The 22,826-nt window shown below is 70.0% G+C and carries 17 protein-coding genes and 3 tRNA genes; 9 read left to right on the plus strand and 11 right to left on the minus strand.

The annotated features are described in order from the left end of the window. Positions 1–40: 40 nt before the first annotated feature. Positions 41–1,528 (plus strand): glycerophosphodiester phosphodiesterase, encoded by a 1,488-nt coding sequence (locus B2K11_RS02725; RefSeq protein WP_163616608.1) that lies wholly within the window; start codon positions 41–43, stop codon positions 1,526–1,528. 225 nt (positions 1,529–1,753) lie between these two features. Here B2K11_RS02725 and B2K11_RS02730 read toward each other — a convergent pair whose 3' ends face one another. Together B2K11_RS02730 and B2K11_RS02735 are read right to left on the minus strand one after the other, a co-directional pair. Beyond that, the gene (locus tag B2K11_RS02730; RefSeq protein ID WP_239525636.1) at positions 1,754–3,319 is read right to left on the minus strand and encodes a sugar transferase; all 1,566 of its coding nucleotides are present in this window, start codon (positions 3,317–3,319) and stop codon (positions 1,754–1,756) included. A gap of 256 nt (positions 3,320–3,575) precedes the next feature. After that, positions 3,576–4,745 (minus strand): polysaccharide deacetylase family protein, encoded by a 1,170-nt coding sequence (locus tag B2K11_RS02735; protein WP_163616609.1) that lies wholly within the window; start codon positions 4,743–4,745, stop codon positions 3,576–3,578. Between the two features lie 121 nt (positions 4,746–4,866). Here B2K11_RS02735 and B2K11_RS02740 point away from each other — a divergent pair, with 121 nt between their 5' ends. Beyond that, on the plus strand, positions 4,867–5,265 hold the full coding sequence (locus B2K11_RS02740; RefSeq protein ID WP_163616611.1) for a hypothetical protein: 399 nt from the start codon (positions 4,867–4,869) through the stop codon (positions 5,263–5,265). A gap of 81 nt (positions 5,266–5,346) precedes the next feature. Here the strand turns inward: B2K11_RS02740 and B2K11_RS02745 are convergent, their stop codons facing one another. Then, a complete protein-coding gene (locus tag B2K11_RS02745) occupies positions 5,347–7,047 on the minus strand; it encodes a hypothetical protein (RefSeq protein ID WP_204259985.1) in 1,701 nt (566 codons plus the stop codon). A 336-nt stretch (positions 7,048–7,383) separates the two neighbouring features. Here B2K11_RS02745 and B2K11_RS02750 point away from each other — a divergent pair, with 336 nt between their 5' ends. Further along, positions 7,384–8,049, plus strand: coding sequence for a DUF305 domain-containing protein (locus tag B2K11_RS02750; protein ID WP_163616615.1), 666 nt, complete (start codon positions 7,384–7,386; stop codon positions 8,047–8,049). 107 nt (positions 8,050–8,156) lie between these two features. Here B2K11_RS02750 and B2K11_RS02755 read toward each other — a convergent pair whose 3' ends face one another. Continuing rightward, positions 8,157–9,959, minus strand: a complete 1,803-nt coding sequence (locus tag B2K11_RS02755; protein WP_163616616.1) for a DUF4398 domain-containing protein — start codon at positions 9,957–9,959, stop codon at positions 8,157–8,159. A gap of 353 nt (positions 9,960–10,312) precedes the next feature. On the opposite strand from B2K11_RS02755, the gene B2K11_RS02760 reads away from it, so the two are divergent. Then, positions 10,313–10,825: an ACT domain-containing protein gene (locus tag B2K11_RS02760; protein WP_163616618.1), complete on the plus strand. Its 513-nt coding sequence runs from the start codon at positions 10,313–10,315 to the stop codon at positions 10,823–10,825. Positions 10,826–10,862: 37 nt separating this feature from the next. On the opposite strand, the gene B2K11_RS02765 is transcribed toward B2K11_RS02760, so the two are convergent. Genes B2K11_RS02765 through B2K11_RS02775 form a run of 3 tightly spaced genes read right to left on the minus strand, consistent with a single transcriptional unit; the run spans position 10,863 to position 15,429 of the window. Next, positions 10,863–14,711 (minus strand): hypothetical protein, encoded by a 3,849-nt coding sequence (locus tag B2K11_RS02765; RefSeq protein WP_163616620.1) that lies wholly within the window; start codon positions 14,709–14,711, stop codon positions 10,863–10,865. After that, complete coding sequence (locus tag B2K11_RS02770) at positions 14,708–14,953, minus strand: helix-turn-helix transcriptional regulator (RefSeq protein ID WP_163616622.1); 246 nt, start codon at positions 14,951–14,953, stop codon at positions 14,708–14,710. The genes B2K11_RS02765 and B2K11_RS02770 overlap by 4 nt, the downstream gene beginning before the upstream one ends. Then, positions 14,953–15,429 (minus strand): DUF2975 domain-containing protein, encoded by a 477-nt coding sequence (locus B2K11_RS02775; protein WP_163616624.1) that lies wholly within the window; start codon positions 15,427–15,429, stop codon positions 14,953–14,955. Before B2K11_RS02775 ends, B2K11_RS02770 begins: the two co-directional genes overlap by 1 nt. 142 nt (positions 15,430–15,571) lie before the next feature. Between B2K11_RS02775 and B2K11_RS02780 the strand changes: the two genes are divergently transcribed. Further along, on the plus strand, positions 15,572–16,135 hold the full coding sequence (locus B2K11_RS02780; RefSeq protein WP_163616626.1) for a dihydrofolate reductase family protein: 564 nt from the start codon (positions 15,572–15,574) through the stop codon (positions 16,133–16,135). Between the two features lie 38 nt (positions 16,136–16,173). On the opposite strand, the gene B2K11_RS02785 is transcribed toward B2K11_RS02780, so the two are convergent. From B2K11_RS02785 to B2K11_RS02795, 3 genes are all read right to left on the minus strand, one after another. Beyond that, positions 16,174–16,246 (minus strand) — tRNA-Phe (locus B2K11_RS02785). 93 nt (positions 16,247–16,339) lie between these two features. Then, positions 16,340–16,413 (minus strand) — tRNA-Asp (locus tag B2K11_RS02790). Positions 16,414–16,433: 20 nt separating this feature from the next. After that, a tRNA-Glu gene (locus B2K11_RS02795) sits at positions 16,434–16,506 on the minus strand. A gap of 239 nt (positions 16,507–16,745) precedes the next feature. Between B2K11_RS02795 and B2K11_RS02800 the strand changes: the two genes are divergently transcribed. Further along, positions 16,746–18,125, plus strand: a complete 1,380-nt coding sequence (locus tag B2K11_RS02800) for a M23 family metallopeptidase (RefSeq protein ID WP_239525638.1) — start codon at positions 16,746–16,748, stop codon at positions 18,123–18,125. A gap of 96 nt (positions 18,126–18,221) precedes the next feature. Here B2K11_RS02800 and B2K11_RS02805 read toward each other — a convergent pair whose 3' ends face one another. Continuing rightward, positions 18,222–18,755, minus strand: coding sequence for an inorganic diphosphatase (locus B2K11_RS02805; protein ID WP_163616628.1), 534 nt, complete (start codon positions 18,753–18,755; stop codon positions 18,222–18,224). A 214-nt stretch (positions 18,756–18,969) separates the two neighbouring features. Between B2K11_RS02805 and tilS the strand changes: the two genes are divergently transcribed. The 3 genes from tilS (at position 18,970) to ftsH (ending at position 22,822) form a co-directional block, all read left to right on the plus strand. Beyond that, positions 18,970–19,965: a tRNA lysidine(34) synthetase TilS gene (gene tilS, locus B2K11_RS02810; RefSeq protein ID WP_163616630.1), complete on the plus strand. Its 996-nt coding sequence runs from the start codon at positions 18,970–18,972 to the stop codon at positions 19,963–19,965. A gap of 53 nt (positions 19,966–20,018) precedes the next feature. Continuing rightward, positions 20,019–20,570, plus strand: a complete 552-nt coding sequence (gene hpt, locus B2K11_RS02815; protein WP_163616632.1) for a hypoxanthine phosphoribosyltransferase — start codon at positions 20,019–20,021, stop codon at positions 20,568–20,570. Between the two features lie 245 nt (positions 20,571–20,815). Beyond that, a complete protein-coding gene (gene ftsH / locus B2K11_RS02820; RefSeq protein ID WP_163616634.1) occupies positions 20,816–22,822 on the plus strand; it encodes an ATP-dependent zinc metalloprotease FtsH in 2,007 nt (668 codons plus the stop codon). The last annotated feature ends 4 nt before the right edge of the window (positions 22,823–22,826 follow it).

Consider the following 22,826-nt stretch of genomic DNA (forward strand, 5'->3'; position numbering starts at 1 on the left):
TCGGCGGCCGGGGCGCCAGGGAACAACGGGAGGTGAAGCGATGGCCCCGTCTCCGATGTCGCGGCGTGGCTTCCTCATCGGCGGGCTGTCGACCGTGGTCCTGGCCGGCTGCTCTGCGCCGCCCCGCGCGAGCAGGAGCCCGTCCCAGGCGATCCCCGCTTCTCCCTCTCCTTCGGGCGCGCCCTCACCCTCGCGCGCACCCATCCCGCTCGACGTCCGCGAGCTCATCAGCCGGCCGAGGTTCTACGTCGGTCACCGCGGCAGCGGCGACAACTGGCCGGAGCACACTCTCGGCGCCTATCGGAACTCGCTGCAGGCGGGCGCCGAGGCGATCGAGATCTCGGTGTGCTCGACCTCGGACGGCGTGCTGATCTGTCACCACGATCTGTCCGGAGAACGCGTGCTGGGTGTCGACAGGAAGATCGCCGACATGACCTGGAGCGAGGTGAGCGCACGTTCTGTGGACGCCAGGAGCTGGCTGGGCGTCAACACTCCTCTGGAGCCCGTCTCGAGGCTCGAGGACGTCCTGCGGGAGATCGGCCCGGACACGCTGGTGTTCGTCGAGGACAAGCAGGGGACGAACACGCTTCAGCTCCTGGACACCCTCGATGCTCAGCCCCGGGCGACGCAGCGCTTCGTCTGGAAGCAGTGGGCGCCGGCCTCACAGGTGCGCGCTGCGAAGGAGAGAGGCTATTGCGCGTGGGGATACTTCGACGTGGAACAGATCGATCGGCTGGATGAGTTCGCGACGACTTTCGACATCCTGGGCGTGCCGGTGTCGATGCCGGACGAAGTGATCAGGCAGGTCGTGGCCACGGGGATCCCGCTGATGTGCTGGGAGGTGCGGTTCCACGACGATGTGGAACGGCTCGCGGGCCTCGGAGTCGCCGGGCTGATGTGCTCCAACGTGGGCTACCTCGTCGACGGCAGGCGTGCCGACCGGGACACCTTCGCCACCGGCCGACGAGCGCCCGGCGATCTTCCTACGGCGATCGCCGCGCTCGGCTGGTCTTCTCAACCCTCGTTCGTCCCGGACCGGGCAGCCCTCCGCATCCAGCAGATGGATCCGACCAGCTACCTGATGGGTTCATTGGCCGTTCCAGGAGGGGCGCTGAGCCGTCTGGATCTGACGATCGTCTGGCCGGATGCCGTTCCTCCCCGCGGCGCCGCCGGCGTGGTGTTCGCCTTGAACGGCGACGCGCCGGGAGGGCAGGGCGGGCGGGGCGACGCCGACGGCTATCAGTTCTCGCTTCACGCCGACGGCACGATCGCCCTCGCTCGCTGCAAGCGCGGCGTCACCGGGCCCGACCTGGCTGCGGGAAGTGTCGACGCGCCGACGGCAGGCGACCCGGTGCGGATTCGGATCGACGTGTCCGACGGCCGGATGCTCGCCGCCGCCGACGGCGGTGAACCGATCGAGGCCAAGCTCGCGGAATCGGACGCCAGGGGACCCTGGCTCCGCCTTTTCAAGGACTACGCGTCGAACCAGGCGGTCGAGTTCTCCCAGGTGCGGGTCGTGTCGAGCTGACTACGGCCCAGGGTATTCCATTATCGGAATGTACGCCTCGCGCCGGTCTCCGCCGCCGCGGCGCCGGTCTTAAGGACCCGCGGTCACGCCCGCTTGGGGAACGGGCGTCCACCGTTGATGCCAGCGCCAGTGTGCACCTGACGGGCAGCGGCGGGTGACGACCGCGGATCCAGCTGTTGGCGGCCGGCGACGCCATTGTCGCCGGCCAAGTCTTCTGAGGGAGCATCAGTAGGCCCCCTTCGGTGCGATCATGACTTTCGCCGTGCGCCACATGATCATGACGTCGGTGGCGATCGACCAGTTCTCGACGTAGCGCAGGTCCAGGCGCACGCTGTCGGCCCACGAAAGGTCGCTGCGACCGCTGATCTGCCAGAGCCCGGTGATACCGGGCTTGATGTAGAGCCGGCGGTACACGCTGCCGTCGTACGATGTCACCTCGCTCGGAAGCGGCGGGCGAGGGCCGACGATGCTCATGTCACCGCGCAGCACGTTGACGAACTGCGGCAGCTCGTCGATCGAGAACCTGCGCAGGATCGCGCCCACGCGCGTCATCCGCGGGTCGCGCTTCACCTTGAACAGCGGTCCTGCGCCGTCGTTCCGGGCGAGCAACTCAGCGCGCCGCTCCTCGGCGTCGACGACCATGGTGCGGAACTTGAGCATCGAGAACTGGCGGCCGTCGCGGCCGACCCGCAGCTGGTGGAACAGCACCGGGCCGCGCGAGTCGAGTTTGATGGCGATGGCCACGAACGGCGCGATGAGCGCGATCGGGACAAGGGCGAGGAGTGACAGCACCACATCCATCCCCCGTTTGATGGCGTGGATGCCGCCCTCGAACTCGGGGATCTTCACCTGCACGAGCGGCAGCCCATCGAGTGGCCGCAGCGACAATCGGGGTCCTGCCACGTCGGTGAGCCGGTTGCACAGCACCAGCTCGGCCGCACTGCCCTCCAGCTCCCACCCCAGCCGCCGAACGAAGTCGCGGTCGTCGTCCGGGGTGCTCGCAACGATGATGGTGTCGGCACCGGCCTCGCGTCCGTAGGCCGCCGTGAAACGGATCGACCCGATCACGGGGTAGAGATGATCCTCGATGTCGATCGGCTCGAACACGCCGTCCGTCGTCGTCGCCCCGATCACGAGGTAGGCGTGATGAGGGTCGTGCACGAGCTTCTCGATGACGTACTCGACGTCGTCGCGTGTGCCCGCGACGAGGACTCGCGAGACGCACTCGCCGCGTTCGCGCTCGTGGATCAGCCACCTGCGCCAGAGCCAGCGGCTCAGCACGAGGGCGACGAGGCCCACGGGCAGCGCGATGATGAGCTGCGCGCGCAGTCCGGGCAGCTGCGCGAGGATGAAGACGGTCGACAGGATGCCGAACGCGAAGCCCGTCGCATGCCCGATGCGCATGTACTCGGCGGCCCCCGAGCCCACCACGGAGGGCTCCCGCGTGCGGGCGAGCGCCAGGAGCGTCATCCACGCGCAGATGACGAAGAGTCCGATGCGGGCGGGCCCGGCGAGCTGTGCGAAGGGCACGCCCCCGGCGATCTCGAAGACGATCGCTGCGGCGGCGGCCGCGGTGATGCAGACCACATCGGTCGCGATCAGCCGTCGCCGGTAGCGCCGCTCCCAGAGGTGGCGGCGCTCCAGCGACGGCTGCGCGCGAGGGGCGATCGCGTCGGGGAGGACATCCAGAATCGGGCGCGTCGGAGTTGGGCGTCGAAGGAGCGTTCGGGTCACTCCTCCGGCGCCCGTCGGCGCCGCTTCGATCGCGGTCGGCTTCAGGCCGCGGTCCACCGCGCGCACGATGACGCGTCCCTAGCAGACATGTACTTCCCCAGAAGCCCGCACGACGGCATGCCGAGCAGGCCATTCCACCCCAGTGCGCAGACCCGGCCGGGTTGTCGGGTCGTGGGATCGCTCGATTCGGGTTCGAACTCCCCTGCGCCCTGTAAATGTACTGCGGCCGCCCGTCGATCGGAAGACTTTGGTCCCGAAAACCTTGACAAGACTTAATTCGAACCGGTATTGCGCGGTGTGCCGCAGTCTCGCCTCAGCCGATGAGGTTCACCAGCGCGTCGAGGCCCATGCCGTAGTTGATGCGCACCGTCGGCAGCGCGAGCTTGTCGGTGCCGATCGTGACGTAGCCGGGCTCGATGGTGCGTGCCATCTCCCAGCCCGCCTGTCGGAGGCCTTCCTTGGCGGTATCGCTGTAGTGGCCGAACGGGTAGGCCATGATCTCCTTGACGCCGAGCACGCCGTACGAGGCCTCCATGTCGGCGACGATCTCGGGCACGCCGAGGTTTGTGATGAGACCGTCGCCGTTGGCGCCCGCGCGGTGCATGTCGTGGGTGTGCGACCGGCGCAGCACGTACATGTTCGGCGGCGGATCCTGCCGGTACGCCGTGATCATGAACGATGTCGCGAGCACCTTGTACGTGGAGACCACCGGCACGGCGAGGTCGAACCACGTCTGGTCGGCGTCGTCGTCGGTGACGATCACCGAGTGGTTCGGCAGGAACAGCCGCCCGTCGATGAAGGCCGACAGCTCGTCCCAGGTCGGCAGGTAGAAGCCCGTCGTCGCGATGTGGTTCACGTGCGCGTCGAAGTCGCCGATGTACGCGTAGTTGCCGCGCAGCCATCCGCTCTCGCCCTCGGGGTCGGCGGTGAACTGGTGGTACATGAGGATCGGGATGCGGGCGTCCTCCGCCGCGTTCTGCTCGGGGCTCATCCACGCGCCGTGGAGCGTCACACGGCGGTCGGTGCACACGACGGGTTCGGACCCGTTCACGCGTCCCGGGATGGCGAAGGCTGCGGCATCCGCCGGCGTCGCGTACCACCCGGCGAAAACGAGCCCGTCGCGCGCGGGAATCGGCAGGCCCGTATACAGGGCGCCCTGCGTCTGGAGCATCGGGGCGTCGCCGATGCCGTCGCCGGTGAAGCTCACCGCGCAGGCGGCGGGATCCGTGGCCGTGCCCAGCAGCTGCTCCTCGGGCGTGAGCGGGGTCTGTTCGGGAACGGGCGTCGCGTCGGGCGAGGCGGCGTGTGTGACGACCGCGGCATCCGGTTCGCGACTCTCGACGCCGGCCCGCGCGAATCCGATCGCCGCCACAATACCGCCGATGGCGGCGAGCACGACGACGGCGCCGGCGACGCCCACGAACAGGCGCCGGCGGCGCACCCGCGCGGACGGCCGCGCGGGACCTGTGTTGAATGTGGCCATACGACTCCCCCAAGAGTCCGGACCGCGCGTCCCCCACGCTTGGCCCCTGAGGGGATGGTAGCGGGATGCTGCCGCCGGGGCCCGCGGAAAGCGCCGGTTGTGGAGAACGCGGTTGTGACGCATGCGCGGTCAGTCGCTACGCTCGGATGCCGTGCTGCCCCTGGACTGGATCGAACATCGTCGTGCCGACGGTGAGCTGCTGGGATGGATGCTCGCCGACGGCGAGGGCTTCCGCGTCTTCGACCTGCTCGGGCGGGAACGCACGTCGGCCGAAGACGACGGCGCCATCGACTGGCTGACCGGCGAGGAGCTGCTCGACGAGCTCGGAATCGGCTACCTCGCCGATCAGTGGACGCTGTGCCTCCCGGACGGTGCGGAGCGACCCGTGCGCATCGCCGAGGTCAGCGCGCGGGGGATCACCGTCGTCGCCGACGAGTTCGGCGCGGCATCCGTCGTCGGCGCCGATCCGGAGCGCTTCCGCGTGCCGTTCCCGGTGACCGACGAGCTCAGACCGCGCTGACGGCTCGCGCCCCCCGCCGCCCGGAAACGCGACGCTGCCCGGCGACCGAAGTCACCGGGCAGCGTCCGGAGAGGTCAGGCGTCAGCTGAACGTGCCCGTGAGGGCAGCGATCGCCTGTGCCAGGTCGGACTCGGCCGCCAGGCCCGACTTGCGCGCGGCGTTGGCCAGGTGGTCGACGACCGACTGGTTGTTGCCCTTGGCGGCGAGCATCTCTGCCTTGTCGAGGTGCCCGCGCACATCGGTCAGGGCCGTGCCCGTGAGCGTTCCTGCGCGCTCAGCCTGATCGACGTACGACCGCACCACCGAGAAGCTGGGCGCGTGCTCGTACCGCGGCTGGGCCTGTGCGTTGAACAGGTCGACCGTGTACTCGCCCGCGGCGGCGATCTCGTTGGCGCTCAGCTGCGCGCTCGGCTGCAGTGCGAGGCTGTCGAACCCGCGGCCGATCTCGTTGCCGAAGACGTTGCCGTTGTACCAGTACGTCGACCAGTAGCCGCCCGTCACGAGACGCGTCGCGTCGTTCGGGCCGCGGTCGAAGTACGCGATCTCGACCGGGTTGGCGCTGTCGGTGAAGTCGAACACCGACAGGCCGCCCTGGTACCAGGCCTGCACCATGATGTCGCGTCCGGGCACCGGGATGAGTGAGCCGTTGTGCGCGACGCAGTTCTCCTGCGCCGTCTGGATCGCCGGCATCTTGTAGTAGCTCGCGAACTGCAGCTTGCCGTCCACGATGTCGAAGATCGCGTTGGCGCCCCAGTTCTTCGGGTCCTCCGCGCGGCAGCGCGGCGAGCTTCCGCCGCCCCACTCGTCGGTGAAGACGACCTTGGTGCCGTCGTTGTTGAACGTCGCCGAGTGCCAGTACGCGAACCGCGGGTCGGTCACGGCATCCAGGCGCACCGGGTTCACCGGGTCGCTGATGTCGATCAGGATGCCGTTGCCCTCGCACGCGCCGGCCGCGAGGCCGATCTCGGGGTAGGCCGTGATGTCGTGGCACGCATCCGTTGCGGAAGTGCTCTGGAGCCCTTCGCCGTGGCTGCCGCCCGGCCACAGGCCCGCAGGGCTGCCGCTCTCGGCGACGAACAGGCGCGCCTCGTTCACGACGGCCGCGGAGGCCGGGTCGGCGAGCGGAACCTTGATGACCTCGACCTGGAAGCGGGCGGTGTCGATCGGGTTGCCGTTGGCGTCCAGGTAGGCCGCCTCGGTGTTGGCGTTCGTCGGGTTGACGCAGCCTTCGAGCGCCGTGGTCGTCGTGCGGACGCCCGCGGTGCCCGACACGTAGACGTACACGTTCTCGGCGTCGTCGGGGTCTTCCACGACGGTGTGGGTGTGCGATCCGCGGCACGTCTGGACCGCGGCGACCTGCACCGGGCTCGTGATGTCGGAGATGTCGAACACGCGCACGCCACGGAAGGTCTGCGGGTCGGTCGCGGGCACCGAGACGGTGCCGCAGTCGAGGCGGCCGGGGCCGGACTCGACCGACATGAACAGCAGGTCGCCGAAGACCGAGACGTCGCCCTGGCCGCCGGGGCAGACGAAGGTGCCGTCGAGGGTCGGGGCCGCCGGGTCGGAGATGTTGTAGATCTGGAAGCCGTAGTAGTTCCCGGCGATCGCGTAGTCGCCGGTGAAGGCCAGGTCGGAGTTGGTGGTGAACGGCGAGGTCTTCTGCTGCGCCGACAGGAGGGCGATGTTGCTCGCCGCCTGCTCCGCGTCGTGCAGGCCGGCGGCCAGGCCTTCTCGGGGGTCGGAGTCCGGGACATCGGCGAGCGCCGCGGTCGCCGTCATCATGGAGAATCCGAGCGCCAGCGCGCCGACAGCGGCGAGCGTGCGGGTCCTCCAGTGTGATCTGTGGGGAGATCGTGTCGTCATGCGGGGATGGCCTTCCAAATCAGCATTGCATCATCGATATGTCGGTTTGTTCCTCAGGCCGAAGTGCATTCCGCGCCGTCTGGGGGCGACACCGATCGCACTTCGCATACTGCATGCGTATGCAGTTATATGAATGGAACGTATCGGTGCCGCATCAGCCACCGCTACAGAAATCGTTAACTTTCTGTTTCCGTCGCTCGCTTCCGGCCGCTCGGCCGCGCATGATGGAGCAACCCCCCTACGAGAGGTTCGATCATGTCGACGCCGACCCGATTGGTCTCGCTCGGTGCCGCCGCGCTCCTCATCGTCGGGCTCTCCGCCTGCACGGCAGAGCCTGAAGAGGCAGCGCCGCTGCCGACGAGTCCTGTCGTGCAGCTGGGCGCTCCGGGCGAGCCGAACCGGACACTGTCCCCGGAGGAGGCGGCCGGACTCGGCTCGCCGACGTACGTCGAGCAGGACGTGCTCTTCGTGCGCGACATGCTCCACCACCACTCGCAGGCGATCCAGATGACCGGCTACGTCGACGAGCGCACGACGGACGAAGACATCCGCCTGCTCGCCGAGCGCATGAACGTGAGCCAGACCGACGAGATCACCCAGCTCGAGACCTGGCTGCAGACACGGGGCGAACCCGTGCGCGATCCGGACGACTCCCACGCGCACAGCGCGGAGTCGATGCCCGGACTCCTCACCGATGACGAGCTCGCCGAGCTCGAGGCAGCCGACGGCGAGGAGTTCGAGCGGCTCTTCCTCGCGTACATGATCCGGCACCACGAGGGCGCGATACAGATGGTGACCGAGCTCTACGCGGAGGCCGGCGGCCAGGAGTCCGACATCGATGCGTTCGCCCGGCATGTCGAGGCCGACCAGGGCATCGAGATCGCCCGCATGAAGGAGCTCCTCGCCGAGCGCGAGGGCTGATCCCCACGGGGATCGCCCGGCAGGTCCGCCGCGAGACGAGGGATGCCCCCGCGATCCGTGGATCCCGGGGGCATCCGGTGTGCGGCCCGGTGGCCGCGGGCGTCGCCTCAGCTGAAGGTGCCCGCCAGTGCGGCGATCGCCTGCGCCAGGTCGGAATCGGCACCCGCGCCCGATTTGCGCGCAGCATTGGCCAGGTGGTCGAGGACCGACTGGTCATTGCCCTTGGCGGCGAGCGCCTCGGCCTTGTCGAGGTGCCCGCGCACCTCGCTCAGCGCCTTGCCCGTGAGCGTCCCTGCGCGCTCCGCCTGGTCGACGTAGGAGCGCACGACAGCGAAGCTCGGCGCGTGCACGAGCGTCGTCTGCAGCTGGGCGTTGAACTCGCTCAGCTGGATCTCACCGGCCGCCGCGATCTCGTTCGCCGACATCATCGCGCTCGGCGTGAGCCCGAGCGTCTCGAAGCCGCGCGCGATCTCGCTGCCGAGCACATTGCCGTTGTACCAGTACGTCGACCAGTAGCCGCCGAGATTCAACCCGGTCGCATTGGGCTCGTCGATCGGGCCGCGGTCGAGGTAGGCGATCTCGACCGGGTTCGCGGTGTCGGTGAAGTCGATCACCGAGACGCCGCCCTGGTACCAGGCCTGCACGAGGATGTCGCGACCGGGCACCGGAACGATCGACCCGTTGTGGGCGACGCAGTTCTCCTGCGTGGTCTGCACGGCCGGGAGCTTGTAGTAGCTCGCGAACTGCAGCTTGCCGTCGACGATGTCGAACAGGGCGTCGGCGCCCCACTGGGGTTGATCGGTCTCACGGCAGCGCGCTGACGTGCCGCCGCCCCACTCGTCGGTGAAGATGACCTTGGTGCCGTCGTTGTTGAACGTCGCGGAGTGCCAGTACGAGAAGTTCGGGTCGGAGACCGCATCCAGCCGCACCGGGTTCGCCGGGTCGGAGATGTCGATCAGGATGCCGTTGCCCTGGCACGCACCGGCGGCCAGGCCGATCTCGGGGTAGGCCGTGATGTCGTGGCACGTGTTGGTGTTCGGCAACGGGCTGTAGGGCGTGCCCGACGGGTGCAGTGTGCCGGACAGCGTGTTCTGCAGACCGTTGAAGGCGCCGGTGTCGGGGTCGGAGAAGATGCGCGGCTGGTTCACGATCGCCGCGGTCGCTGGTGCTGCGAGCGGCACCTTGATGACGTCGATCCGCCACTGCGTGGGGTTGCCCTCCGTGATGGGCGCCTGCGTGTTCGACGACACGCTCTCGCACCCGGCGAGCTCCAGCGGCGAACGCACGTTCGATGTGCCCGAGTTGTAGATGTAGATGTTCGCAGGGTCGTCGGGATCGGTGACGAGCGTGTGCGTGTGCGAGCCGCGGCAGGTCTGCACGCCCGGCAGCTGCACCGGGTTGTCGATGTCGGTGATGTCGAAGATGCGCACGCCGCGGAACCGCTCGAGGTTGACGGCCCCGGGTGCTCCCTGCGTCCCGCAGTCGATGCGGCCGCGGGTCTCTTCGACCGACATGAACAGCAGGTTCCCGTAGACCGATACGTCACCCTGGCCGCCGGGACACACGAACGAGTTCCGCAGCGTCGGGGCCGCGGCATCCGTCACGTCGTAGACCTGGAAGCCGTTGAAGTTGCCGACGACGGCGTGGTCGCCGGTGAAGGCGAGGTCGGAGTTGACGAAGCCGAAGTTGCCCGGAGGGGCGTCGAACGGAGCGACGCGGGGGAGGCTTGCGAGCAGCTCGATGTTGCTCGCGGCGAGGCCGGCGTCGAAGTATCCGGGAGCGAGCCCCTCGCGGGGGTCGTCCTCGGCGGCTGCTGCGGTGGCGCTCATCAGCGACGCGCCGAGCAGGAGGGCTCCTGCTGCGGCGAGCGTGCGCTTGCGCCATCGCGTGGGTTGGCGGGTGAACTTCATCGGTCGTACCCCTCTCACTGCGCTGGAAACGAACACCTCCGGCAGGAGTCCTCGCGCACGACGACGTGCGAGGGGGCAGGCCCTGGGGGAGGCCGTTGATCGGAATCTATCGGGTCGCGGAGCCGCTGGCTAGGACCGGTTACAGCACAATTCGGGTAGGGCCGTCGGTCCCGGCGGAGCGTTCTGCGAACGCGGTCGTCACCCTGGTGAGCGCTGTGCTCACCGAGGTGATGCGTGCTGCGATCGCTCGACGGATGCTGCGAGGGCAGAGCCTGAGACCGCGATGGCGGCGGAGCGCGCGATGGGTGGGCGCACTCCGGGTGGCCGCCCCGCCCGCTCGCTACAGTGAACGCATGACGACGTTCGTGCTCACCGTGGTCGGCGACGACCGGTCAGGACTCGTGGCGGCGGTCGCGGACGTCGTCGGAGACCACGGCGGGAATTGGGAGAACAGCCAGCTCGCCGAGTTGTCGGGCGCCTTCGCTGGCATCATCGAGGTGTCGGTCCCCGCCGAGCGCGCCGAGGAGCTGCGGGCGGCGCTCACCGAGCTCGAGGGTCTACTCAAGGTCACGGTGCACCCCGGCGCCGAAGAGCCGCCGAGAGCCCCGGCCCGCGCGCTCACGCTGCAGGTGATCGGAAACGACCATCCCGGCATCGTCCGCGACATCTCCGCTGTGCTGCGCAACCACGACGTCTCGATCGACCACCTCACGACGCGCACCGCAGAGGCGGCCATGTACGGCGGACGGCTCTTCGAGGCGACGGTCGTCGCCCGGGTTCCGGCATCCGTCGATCTCGATGCCCTCACCGGCGAGCTCGAGCGCCTGGCGACCGAGATCCAGGTCGACGTCACGCTCGCCCCCTGAGCCCCGGGTTGCGGACGAGCCGTTCCCGGGCCGTGGGTCAGGAGAGGTCGCGGAGGCGCGCGGTGAGCCCGGTGCCGTCGCCCGCACGCCGCTCGTAGCCGACGGCGATGATGAGCAGGACCGCGCCCACGACCGACAGCGTGATCCACCACGGCATCGCCTCGATGCCGCGGCCGATCTGCACCATGAACGCGAGCACGTTCTCGATCGGCAGCACGACGATGCCGATGAGGAACGGCGCGGCGAGGCGCTGGGTGGCGCCGACGAGGATCGCCACGAGTGCGATGGCCATGACGAGGATCGCCCGCCAGGTCCGCGGATCGGTGTAGGTCGCGGCGACCGAGGCGCTCAGCATCGTCACGAGCCCTGGCGCGAGCAGCGGCCACGATCCGGTCCAGCCGGCGGGCCACGCGGTGATCGACCTGATCGGCGCCTCCACCATGGGTCGGCGCAGCGCCAGCGCACCGGCGGTGAGGAGGAACAGGCCGAGGGGCAGCGAGAACCACTCCACGCGCAGGTCGCGAGGACTCCACGCGACCACCGCCGTCACGAACGACACGGCGAACAGGAACCACACCGGCGGCAGCCCGGTCGGCCCGCGCAGGCCGCGGGCCGCGACCGCCACCATCAGCGTCAGGAAGCCGAGCAGCAGCGCCCACATCGTCCAGATGACGAACCAGTCCCGCTCGATCGCCGGCCAGGTCGCCACACCGAGGATCAGGACGGCCGGAGCGCCGAGCCACCGCGTATCGGCGAGCAGCGACCCCGCGGGCGCGCCTGGGCGCAGGGCGCGCGCCGCGCTCGCCGCAGCCCCGCCGCCGATCAGGCCGAACAGGAGCGCCGCGACGACGACCGGGTCGGTGGGCGCGGTGTCGAGGCCGGTGCTCCACCGCACGCCCTGCGCCGCGGCGGCCGTCGCGGCGACGATGGCGACGGCGAGCGTCGGGGTGCGCAGCGCGCGGAGCCGGCGCACGCGGGGTGCGGACGCGCGCGTGACGATGACGGATGCCGACACCAGCACCCACGCGGCGGCCACCAGTGCGTACGCCCGGGCGGGGAAGCCGGCCTCGATCGAGAGCGCCGGGACTGTGACATCCGTCCGGTCCAGGGCCAGCGCGACCAGCACCGGCACCACCGCGATCGCCAGCCCGGCGGCGTACAGGCCCACGGCGCGGCGACCGCGCGCCGTGAGTACCGCGGCGACGATCGAGGCCCCGAGGGCCGGCGGCAGCAGGTAGGGCTCGAGCCCGGTGACGCCGGCGATGCCCCACGCGCTCCACAGCGCGCCGGTGAACGCCGCGCCGGCGAGCGGCCACGCGTAGCGGCGCGGGGCGGTGAGGGCGGTCGCGGCGAACCCGACGCCCAGGATCAACAGCACGAGCAGGGTCGTCGGCAGCCCGGCCGACGTCCGGACGAGCGAGAGCGCGACGGCGATCGCAGCCGTGAGGAGCGCGGATGCCTCGACAGCCAGCCCTGCGGCGCGCGCCTGCGCGTGCGGCAGCCGGCGGCCGAGCGCGTCGCCGATCAGGTCGGCCGACGCGAGCACGCCGGCGACGATCGCGGCGATGATCGGGAGCACGACCGGCGATCCGCTCATCGGCAGGAGCTGAGCGCCGAGGCAGACCGCCACCACCGCGACGGCGGGCACGAGCGTCGCGGCGGCGAATGTGCGTACGACGACTCCCAGGCCCTCGCGCTTCGTGGTGACGAGGGTGAGCGCCAGGCCGAAGATCACGGCGGTCGACAGCGCCGTCCAGCCGCTCCGCTCGAACACCACCTGCAGCACGCCGATCGCGAAGGGCACCGCCGTCACGACCAGCACGGCGTACCACTCGCGCGACGGCACGCGTCGGGCGAACGTCACCGCGATGGCGACCGCGCCGGCGGCGCACGTGGTGAGGCACACCACGACGAGGGGATCCGCGCCGGCCCGGCCGAGTGCGGTGGCGAGCACCACCAGCGCGTACGCGAATCCGACGCCGACGTGCACGAACCGTGCCGCCCGCGGCACGGTGAGAGCGAGCACGCCGATCGACGCGACGACCGCCGCGCCGGCCCAGACGGTGAGGTCGTCCTCCCGCCACGACAGCACCGCTGCGAACACGACCGTCGCGTGCGCGCCGGCGACGAGCGGCATGCGCACGGCGGCCGAGGCTCCCCGCAGCCCGCTGGTGACGACGGCGCCCGCGGTGACGGCGGCGACGAGCCCGAGCGCGACGCGCGCCCACACCTCGAGTCCCGGCAGCGACAGCACCGTGAGGAAGGCGAGCACCGCGTACCAGGCGCCGAGGAACCCGAGCCATCGCGTGCCGAGCGGCTGCGGCATCCATTCTCCGCCGGGGTCTGCTGCGAGCGACGTGCCACCCAACGCGGCGTCGACGGGTACGGCGATTCGGCGGCCCGACGCCGCCCCAAACCCGTGGGGGGTGGATGCCGCGACATCGGCTGCGGCCGTGGGCACGTGGTCGCGCCGCGTGAGGGCGGCGAACGCGGCGAGCGACAGCGCGAGGGCGGCGAGCCCCGCCGTCAGTCCGATCGCGTTGCCGGGCAGCAGGAACATGCGGTCGGTGGAGGAGCTCGCGAGGGCACCCGCGAGCGACAGGAGCGCCGTGAGCGTCGGGATGGCGGCGATCACTGCGACGACGGCGACCGCGCCGATGAACAGGGCTCCGCGTGCGACGACGCGATGCAGCGGTGTGGCCGCGCCGACGGCGACGAGTCCGACGCCGGCGGCGACGGGGAACGCCGCGAACCAGGTGCCGACCCCGAGCGGCGGCATCGCGATCGGCAGCACGGTCGTCGCGCCGACGATCGCCGCGCCGGCGACTCCGCTCCAGAGCCGGCCGGCGGGGTGGTGCGCCGAAGCGACGGCGATCGCCGCGATCGACGCCAGGGTGGCGCTCGCCAGGTACGCGGTCGGAACGGCGGTGGCGGCATCCGTCTCCCACACCGTGACCAGTGCGGCGGCCGCGAAGCCGAACTGCGCGACCGTCAGCGTCGTTCGCTCGGCCGTGAGTGGGCCGAACCCGGCGGATCCGCGTGCGGCGAGGGCCACCAGTGCGCTGGCAGCGGCGGCCGACGCGAGGCAGCCCGCGGTGGTGGCGAGCGCCGAGTCCGCGCCCAGGGCGAGCAGGAGCGGAACGAAGGCGAGCGCGAGCAGGCCGGTCCAGAGCCAGGCACGGATGCCGGCGCGCGGGCCGAGCGCCGCGAGCGCGCCGCCCGCGATCAGCGTCGCGAGCGCGGTTAAGACCCAGCCGTTCGACTCCGGCGGCAGCAGCGGAAGCGCCGCGGTGACCGTGAGCGCGAGGAAGACGACGCCGAGGGCGCCGATCGCCTCGGCCGAGAACCGCAGCCCCCGTCGAGCGAGGAGTGCGGAGCCGCCGAGGAATGCCGCCGCGATCGTGCCGATGATCGCCGCGCGCGGCCACGGGTCGGCGAGGTCGGGGTTGAAGAACGTGAACACCACCGCGGCGACGGCCACGAGCGCCGCCCCGGCCACGGCGAGGACGGACTGCACCGTGGCGGACGCCCGCGCTGCGCCCGCGTACACGTCGCTGGGGCCGGGCGACGGCGAGGCAGCGGAGGCGGCGTGCTGCGGCGCGGTGTCCGCGGCTTCGGTCGCGGCGCTCGCCGGCGCCGAGATCGGGACGAGGGGCACCTGCGCGAGCAGAGCCTGCCGTGCGCGCAGCGCGTCGGCCGCCCTCCGAGACGCCAGCCAGAGGTCGCGGCCGATGGTGCCGGCGAAGTCCGCGCCGCACGCGGGGCAGCGCTGGTCGTCGACGACCCCCGTGGCGCAGACCGGGCAGCGTGCGACATCGAGCAGCTCGGCGATCGCCGTGTCGCTCCAGGCGTGCGTGCGCCGCGCGCTCGCCGTTGCGGCACTCACGCGTCACCCTCTCTCACGGCGATGGCCGCCGGATGGTCGTCGGGCACCCATTCGAGGATGTCGCCCGGCTGACACTCGAGCACCCGGCAGATGGCGTCCAGGGTCGTGAAGCGCACCGCCTTCGCGCGCCCGTTCTTGAGCACCGAGACGTTGGCGGGGGTGATGTCGATCGCCGCCGCGAAGTCGGTGACAGACATCTTCTTCTTCGCCAGCTGCACGTCGAGGGTGATGATGATCGGCATCACACCACCTCCGAGAGGTCGTGCTCGAGCTGCGAAGCTTTCTGAAGCAGTCCGCGCAGCACGACGAGCAGGAGGGAGAGCCCCGCGCCCACCACGATGCCGAGCAGGCACAGCAGGACGATTGACGGCGATCCCGCCGGCGCACTGATGAGGAAGCCGAGGGTCGTGACGATGAGGACCGTGGCGAAGACGACGGCCCACAGGCTGACATCCACCCAGACGAATGCGCGCGGCGTGAAGATGCTGTCGGCGCGCACGAGTGTCAGCAGTCGCCAGACGCAGACGAGCACGACCTGGGCGCAGAGGGTGAAGATCACGCCGATGACGATCCCGGGCACCTCGAGGTAGGCGAGGTACGGGTACATGCCGGCGAGCGATCGCGCCATGCCGGGCAGCACCACCACCTGGCAGAGGAGCAGCAGGCCGATCAGCACGGCGAGGATCGCCTTCAGGACGACGATCGTTCTGGGGCGCATCGGAAACCTATCGATAAACGGCAAGGACCTATCGAGAAACAATAGCCTCGGCATCCGTCTCCGGCGCAAGAGGGAAGCCTGAGAACCGCCTGGCAACCGCGGGGGTGGTCGGCGGCGGGCGTGCGGGGTAGCGTGCGGAGGCGTGGGCTCCCTGATGTACTTCAACTCGGCGTCGCTCGACGGCTACATCGCCGGTCCCGACGGGCGGTGGGACTGGGCGAGTCCCGACGCCGAGGTGCATTCGTTCGTGAACGAGCTGATGGCTCCCGCGACCACGCACCTGCTCGGGCGTCGCGTGTACGAGGTCATGAAGGTGTGGGACGATTTCGCGCTCGACGACCTGTCTCCCGCCGAGCGCGAGTTCGCGCTGCAGTGGCGCGACGTCGACAAGATCGTCTACTCGCAGTCGCTCGAGTCGGTGTCGACCGGCCGCACCGAGCTGCGCTCGCACTTCGATCCCGCGGAGGTCCGGGCGATGACGGATGCCTCGTCCTCACCGATCGGGATCGGCGGCGGGCAGCTCGCCTCGGTGGCGGCACGCGCCGGCGTGCTCGACGAGGTGCACGTCATCGTGGCGCCGGCGGTCGTCGGCGGCGGCATCCGCTTCCTCGACGAAGGGCTGCGGCTGGATCTGGAGCTCTTCGACGAGCGCCGCTTCGCGAACGGGTCGGTGTATCTCGGCTACCGCGTGCGGCGGGGGAATTGAAGAAACCCCCGTGAGTAGAAGCCTCACGAGGGTTTCAGTGGCTCCGACGGGCGTCGATCCCGTGACCTCACGATTTTCAGTCGTGCGCTCTACCAACTGAGCTACAGAGCCGCGCGGCAGCTGTGCGAGGAATACTCCTCTATACGAGACCTGCCGCGTCCTAGACGAAAGGCCCTCTTCGAAAAAAGGGCCCGTCGCTCGGAGCGACCCTGACGGGACTTGAACCCGCGACCTCCGCCGTGACAGGGCGGCACGCTAACCAACTGCGCTACAGGGCCATGCTTTTTAATTGTGGGAGTGACCCCAACGGGATTCGAACCCGTGCTACCGCCGTGAAAGGGCGGCGTCCTAGGCCGCTAAACGATGGGGCCGGGTGAACCCTGGGGCTCACTGCCGAGGACCAAGCATACGTAATAGTCCCTCAAAACGCCAATCGGGGGCGTGGCGCTCTTGTGGATCACACCATCCGGGCGCACACTGGCCGGGTGACCGCTTCCCGAGGCGGCGGTCGTTATGCGCCACTGGGGGTTGCGCATGTTAACGATGTTGCTAGTGTGAAACGAGTTGACGCCGCGAGGGGAGGGACCCGGTGCAGCCCGAGAACGTCACCGTGAAGACCCTTGCCGACGACGCCGTGGAGTGCGGGTGCGCCCCTTCCGCGACGGAGGAGCGGCGGCTCTGGCCCGCGATGAACCGGCGCACAGCGCTCGGGCTCGGAATCCTCGGCGTCGCCGCGCTGGGCGCGGTTGGCGGCACGATCGGCCCGCTGGCCAGCCCTGCCTTTGCCGCCGACTACCCGTCGTGGGACGACGTCGTCGCCGCGAAGGCCAACGAACAGGCCAAGGCGGCCGAGGTCACCAGGATCCAGCAACTGATCGCCGGGCTCGAGGCTGATGTCGCGGCCAAGAAGCAGGTCGCCCAGCAGCTGGCCGACGAGTTCTATGTCGCCCAGCAGGCGTACTTCGACGCGGCGCTGCGGGCCGACCAGCTGCAGCAGCAGGCCGACGCTCAGGCGGCAGCCGCGGTGGATGCCGCGAACAAGGCCGGCCGCGTCGCGGCACAGCTGTACCGCAACGGCGGCGACGACACGTCGCTCGAACTCTTCTTCGCAGGCTCGGCCACATCGGCGGACGACCTGCTCGCGCGCCTGGGCACGATGGACAAGCTCGTCCAGCGCAACCAGGACGTGTACGCGCAGGCCGTCACGGCGCGCGACTCGGCCCAGAGCCTGAGCGACCAGGCGGCGGTGCAGCGCGTCGAGCGAGACCGGTTGCAGAAGATCGCCGAAGAGAAGATGGTCGCCGCCCAGAAGGCCGCCGACGAGGCGCAGGCTGCGCTCGACGCGCAGAACGCCAAACGGGGCGAGCTCGAGGCGCAGCTCGCCGCCCTGCAGGACACCGTGGCCAAGACCGTCGCCGACTACGAAGAAGGCGAACGCGTCCGCAAGGCAGCCGAAGAAGCGGCTCGAGCCGCGGCAGCAGCTGCCGCGCGAGCCGAAGCCGAGCGCCTCGCCCGGCAGAACAGCGGTGGTGGCGGCGGTGGCGGTGGCGGAGGCGGTGGAGGCGTCGTCGGCTCCGGCTGGGCCCGTCCGTCGTCCGGCTGGCGCAGCTCCGGCTACGGCCCTCGTACGGTGCAATGCGGCAACAGCTACTGCTCCAGCGGCTTCCACTACGGCGTCGACCTCGCTGCCGGCTGCGGAGCGGGCATCTATGCCGCCTCGGCCGGCCGCGTCGTGTATGCCGGCGGGAACGGCGGCTACGGCAACTACATCAAGATCGACCACGGCGGCGGCGTCGGCACCGGCTACGGTCACATCCGCAACGGCGGCATCTTCGTGGGCGTGGGTCAGTGGGTCAACGCCGGTCAGCTCATCGCGAGCGAGGGCAACACCGGCAACTCGTTCGGCTGCCACCTCCACTTCGAGACTTACGTCAACAACTACCCCGTGAATCCGATCGACTTCATGGGCGCCCGGGGTGTCGGGGTCTGAGCCGCACCACCTGAGCCGCACGTCCTCTGTGCCGCACGTCCTCTGAAACGACGAGAACCGGATGCTCCGCATCCGGTTCTCGCGTGAATCTCGGTGTCAGAGCGTGTTCGGGGCGACGCCCTCACCCTGGGTGCGGGTCTCGCCCTCGTGCTCCTTGAAGCGGTCGAAGGCCTCGCCGACCAGGCGCTCGGCCTCGGCCGCGCCGGCCCACTCGTCGACCTTGACCCACTTGTTGGGCTCGAGGTCCTTGTAGTGCTCGAAGAAGTGCTCGATCTCCTTGCGGGTGAACTCGGGGATGTCGTTGACGTCCTGGACGTGCGACCAGCGCGGGTCCTTGCCGAGCACCGCCACCACCTTGTCGTCGCCGCCGGCTTCGTCGCTCATCTTGAGCACGCCGACGGGGCGGACGCTCGCGAGCACACCGGGCGCGAGGTCGAAGTCGAGCAGCACCAGCACGTCGAGCGGGTCGCCGTCCTCGCCGAGCGTGTTCTCGAAGAACCCGTAGTTGGTCGGGTACCCGAACGCGGTGTAGAGGATGCGGTCGAGGAAGACGCGGCCGGTGCCGTGGTCGACCTCGTACTTCACGCGGCTGCCGCGCGGGATCTCGATGACGGCGTCGTACGCGCCCATATTGGTGCTCCTTCGGAAAGACGGTGGGATGCCGCGACAAGCCTAGTCGCGCAGGCTCGGGGCGTTTCGTGTCGCAGGCTCGCTCAACGACCGGGGTTCGGGTCGTCCCGGGTCGTTGAGCGAGGGAGGAACGAGCGAGACGAAACGCGCTGCACCGGGCCGAGGCAGTGAGGTTCGATGCGATTCGCCTGGGTCGCGCCGGTACGGTGGGCGGGTGGATGAGCGCCGCCCCGGACTGGCCCCCGCCGTCGCCGAAGTGCGGCTCGCCGTACGCCGCGCGCTGACGGGGGTCCCGCGTGGAGCCACCGTGCTCGTGGCTCTGTCGGGCGGCGCGGACTCGCTCGCGCTGGCGGCGGCGACGGCGTTCGAGGCTTCGAAGCTCGGACTGCGCGTCGCAGCGGTCACCGTCGACCACGGACTGCAGGACGGGTCGACGGATGCCGCAGCCGCCGCGGCGGCGAAGGCCGAGGCTCTCGGGCTCGAGGCCCGCGTGGTCCGCGTGGAGGTAGGCGCGGCCGGCGGGCCCGAGGCGGCGGCACGCGACGCGCGCTACCGCGCGCTGCGCGACGCCGCCCGCGACGCCGGCGCGGCGGCGATCCTCCTCGGCCACACGCTCGACGACCAGGCCGAGACGGTGCTGCTCGGCCTCGCGCGCGGCGCGGGCGCCACCAGCCTGCAGGGCATGGCGGAGGTCTCCGAGCTCGACGGCGTCGCTCTCCTGCGGCCACTGCTCGGGGTGCGGCGGTCCACGACCCGCGCTGCGTGCGCGGCCGAAGGCCTCGAGCCGTGGGAAGACCCGCAGAACGCCGACCCCCGATTCGCGCGGGTGCGCGTGCGCGAGACGGTGCTGCCCGTCCTCGAGGCCGAGCTCGGCCCCGGCATCGCCGATGCCCTCGCCCGCACCGCGGCGCAGCTGCGTGAAGACGCGGAGGCCTTCGACGAGATGATCGACGAGACGATCGAAGACATCGTCGAGCACGCCGAAGCCGGCATCTCGGTGTCGGTCGCCGCCCTCGCGGCCAACCCTGCCGCGCTGCGGAACCGCATCATCCGGCACGTGGTGGCCAGCGAGTTCCACCAGGGCCTCACGCGGTCGCAGACGATCGAGGTGGCGCGCCTCGTCACCGACTGGTCGGGCCAAGGACCCATCGATCTTCCCGGATGCCGCGCTCGCCGCGTCGGCGGACGCATCGAGTTCACCGCGCGCTGAGGCGCGGAGGGCGTTCGGTCGGGTCAGAGGCGGTGCCCCTCTAGACTCGTCCCATGCGCGCGGCCGACGTCTCCAGCGACATCACCGAAGTCCTCGTCACCGAGGAGGACATCCGAGCCAAGCTCGATGAGATCGCGGCGCGGGTCGCCGAGGACTACGCGGACGAGGATCTGCTGCTCGTCGGCGTGCTCAAGGGCGCGGTCATGGTGATGGCCGACTTCTCCCGCGCGCTCAAGAAGCACATCACCATGGACTGGATGGCGGTCTCGTCGTACGGGGCCGGCACGAAGTCGAGCGGCGTCGTGCAGATCCGCAAGGACCTCGACACCGACATCCTCGGCAAGCACGTGCTCATCGTCGAGGACATCATCGACTCGGGCCTGACCCTCAGCTGGCTGCTGGAGAACTTCGCGGCCCGTGGCGCGGCATCCGTCGAGGTCTTCGCGCTGCTGCGCAAGCCCGAGGCCGCCAAGGTCGAGGTGCACTGCAAGTACGTCGGCTTCGACATCCCCACCGAGTTCGTCGTCGGCTACGGCCTCGACTACGCCGAAAAGTACCGCAACCTCCGCGACGTCGCCGTCCTCGCCCCGCACGTCTACTCGTAATCGTCGCGTTCCGTCTCTGCGTTTCGTCTCGCTTCGCTCGCTCAACGACCGTCCCTCACTCAACGACCGGTCGTTGAGCGAGGAAGGAACGACCGAGACGAAGCGCCCTGCATCCGGCGATTACGCCCGGGGCGAATGCACAGACGACGCTTAGGAACCGCGCGATACCCTGATTCAACCGTCGACGGGCGCTTTCCTGTCCCCGACGGCACGTCGACGAAAGGGGTCGGGCTCTCGCCCGCGCCATGGACTTCAAGAAGATCACCCGCAACCCCCTCTTCTACGTCCTGCTGATCGGGGTCTTCCTGATCGTGGGGTTCTCGCTCATCTCGAGCCTGAACGGTGCGAAGCAGATCTCCACGCAGGAGGGTCTCGAGTTGCTCTCCGGTGAGACGGTCACCGAGGTCGTCAACACCGACGGCGATCAGCGCGTCGACATGAAGCTCTCCAAGGAGTACGACGGCGCGACCGACGTGCAGTTCTACTACGTCACCGCACGTGCCGCCGAGGTCGTCGACGCGGTCAACGCGGCCGACCCGAAGGACGGCTTCAACGACGCGGTGCCGCGCGCGACCTGGTTCGACGGGTTCCTCTCGCTCCTGCTGCCGATCCTGCTGCTGGGTCTGCTCTTCTGGTTCCTGATGTCCAGCGCTCAGGGCGGCGGCAGCAAGGTCATGCAGTTCGGCAAGTCGCGGGCGAAGCTCGTGACGAAGGAGATGCCGCAGGTGACCTTCCAGGACGTCGCGGGCTCCGACGAGGCGATCGAAGAACTCGAAGAGATCAAGGACTTCCTGAAGGACCCGTCGAAGTTCCAGGCCGTGGGTGCGCGCATCCCCAAGGGCGTGCTGCTGTACGGCCCTCCCGGAACGGGCAAGACGCTTCTCGCGCGTGCCGTCGCCGGCGAGGCGGGCGTGCCGTTCTACTCGATCTCGGGCTCGGACTTCGTCGAGATGTTCGTCGGCGTCGGCGCCAGCCGCGTGCGCGACCTGTTCAACACCGCCAAGGACAACTCCCCGGCCATCATCTTCATCGACGAGATCGACGCGGTCGGCCGCCATCGCGGCGCCGGCATGGGCGGCGGTCACGACGAGCGCGAGCAGACGCTCAACCAGATGCTCGTCGAGATGGACGGCTTCGATCCCAAGGTCAACGTCATCGTGATCGCGGCCACCAACCGCCCCGACATCCTCGACCCGGCGCTGCTGCGCCCGGGCCGCTTCGACCGTCAGATCGGCGTCGACGCGCCCGACTTCAAGGGTCGCGCCAAGATCCTCGAGGTGCACGGCCGCGGCAAGCCGCTCGCCGACGGCGTCGACCTCGAGGTCGTGGCCCGCAAGACGCCCGGCTTCACCGGCGCCGACCTCGCGAACGTGCTGAACGAGGCCGCCCTTCTCACCGCGCGCTCGAACGCGCAGCTGATCGACAACCGCGCGCTCGATGAGGCCATCGACCGCGTGATCGCCGGTCCGCAGCGGCGCACCCGCGTGATGAAGGACAAGGAGAAGCTCATCACCGCGTACCACGAGGGCGGTCACGCGCTCGCGGCCGCGGCGATGAACCACACCGACCCCGTCACGAAGGTCACGATCCTCCCGCGCGGCAAGGCCCTCGGCTACACGATGGTGCTGCCGCTCGAGGACAAGTACTCCGTCACCCGCAACGAGCTGCAGGACCAGCTCGCCTACGCGATGGGCGGCCGCGTCGCCGAGGAGATCGTGTTCCACGATCCCACCACGGGCGCATCGAACGACATCGAGAAGGCGACGAGCATCGCCCGCAAGATGGTCACCGAGTACGGCATGACCGGCGACATCGGCCCGGTCAAGCTCGGGCAGTCGTCGGGCGAGGTCTTCATGGGCCGCGACATGGGCCACGGCCGCGAGTTCTCGGAGCGGATCGCCGAGCGCGTCGACACGCAGGTGCGCGACCTCATCGAGCAGGCTCACAACGAGGCCTACGAGGTCATCAACGCGAACCGCCACGTGCTCGACAAGCTCGCCCTCGAGCTCCTCGAGAAGGAGACGCTCGACCACCTGGAGCTCGCCGAGATCTTCAAGGACGTCAAGCGCCTGCCCCCGCGCCCGCAGTGGCTGTCGAGCGAGCAGCGCCCGCCGTCGACCCTGCCCCCGATCGACGTGCCGAAGCGCCGCGATGAGGCGGGGCTCGCCGCGAGCGTCGAGGCCGAGCAGCCGGCCGCCGAGAAGGCGCCCAAGCGTCGTCCGTCGGGACAGGCGCGACCCGCGACCGCGTAGGCTC

Source organism: Microbacterium sp. B35-30 (genome assembly GCF_010634855.1).
Lineage (GTDB): Bacteria > Actinomycetota > Actinomycetes > Actinomycetales > Microbacteriaceae > Microbacterium.

Excerpts from the sequence above, each read along its gene's own strand:
- B2K11_RS02725 (WP_163616608.1), top strand. The coding sequence starts at position 41 with ATGGCCCCGTCTCCGATGTCGCGGCGTGGCTTCCTCATCGGCGGGCTG.
- B2K11_RS02735 (WP_163616609.1), bottom strand. The coding sequence starts at position 4,745 with ATGGCCACATTCAACACAGGTCCCGCGCGGCCGTCCGCGCGGGTGCGC.
- B2K11_RS02740 (WP_163616611.1), top strand. The coding sequence starts at position 4,867 with ATGCGCGGTCAGTCGCTACGCTCGGATGCCGTGCTGCCCCTGGACTGG.
- B2K11_RS02745 (WP_204259985.1), bottom strand. The coding sequence starts at position 7,047 with ATGATGACGGCGACCGCGGCGCTCGCCGATGTCCCGGACTCCGACCCC.
- B2K11_RS02750 (WP_163616615.1), top strand. The coding sequence starts at position 7,384 with ATGTCGACGCCGACCCGATTGGTCTCGCTCGGTGCCGCCGCGCTCCTC.
- B2K11_RS02755 (WP_163616616.1), bottom strand. The coding sequence starts at position 9,959 with ATGAAGTTCACCCGCCAACCCACGCGATGGCGCAAGCGCACGCTCGCC.
- B2K11_RS02760 (WP_163616618.1), top strand. The coding sequence starts at position 10,313 with ATGACGACGTTCGTGCTCACCGTGGTCGGCGACGACCGGTCAGGACTC.
- B2K11_RS02770 (WP_163616622.1), bottom strand. The coding sequence starts at position 14,953 with ATGCCGATCATCATCACCCTCGACGTGCAGCTGGCGAAGAAGAAGATG.
- B2K11_RS02775 (WP_163616624.1), bottom strand. The coding sequence starts at position 15,429 with ATGCGCCCCAGAACGATCGTCGTCCTGAAGGCGATCCTCGCCGTGCTG.
- B2K11_RS02805 (WP_163616628.1), bottom strand. The coding sequence starts at position 18,755 with ATGGGCGCGTACGACGCCGTCATCGAGATCCCGCGCGGCAGCCGCGTG.
- hpt (WP_163616632.1), top strand. The coding sequence starts at position 20,019 with ATGCGCGCGGCCGACGTCTCCAGCGACATCACCGAAGTCCTCGTCACC.
- ftsH (WP_163616634.1), top strand. The coding sequence starts at position 20,816 with ATGGACTTCAAGAAGATCACCCGCAACCCCCTCTTCTACGTCCTGCTG.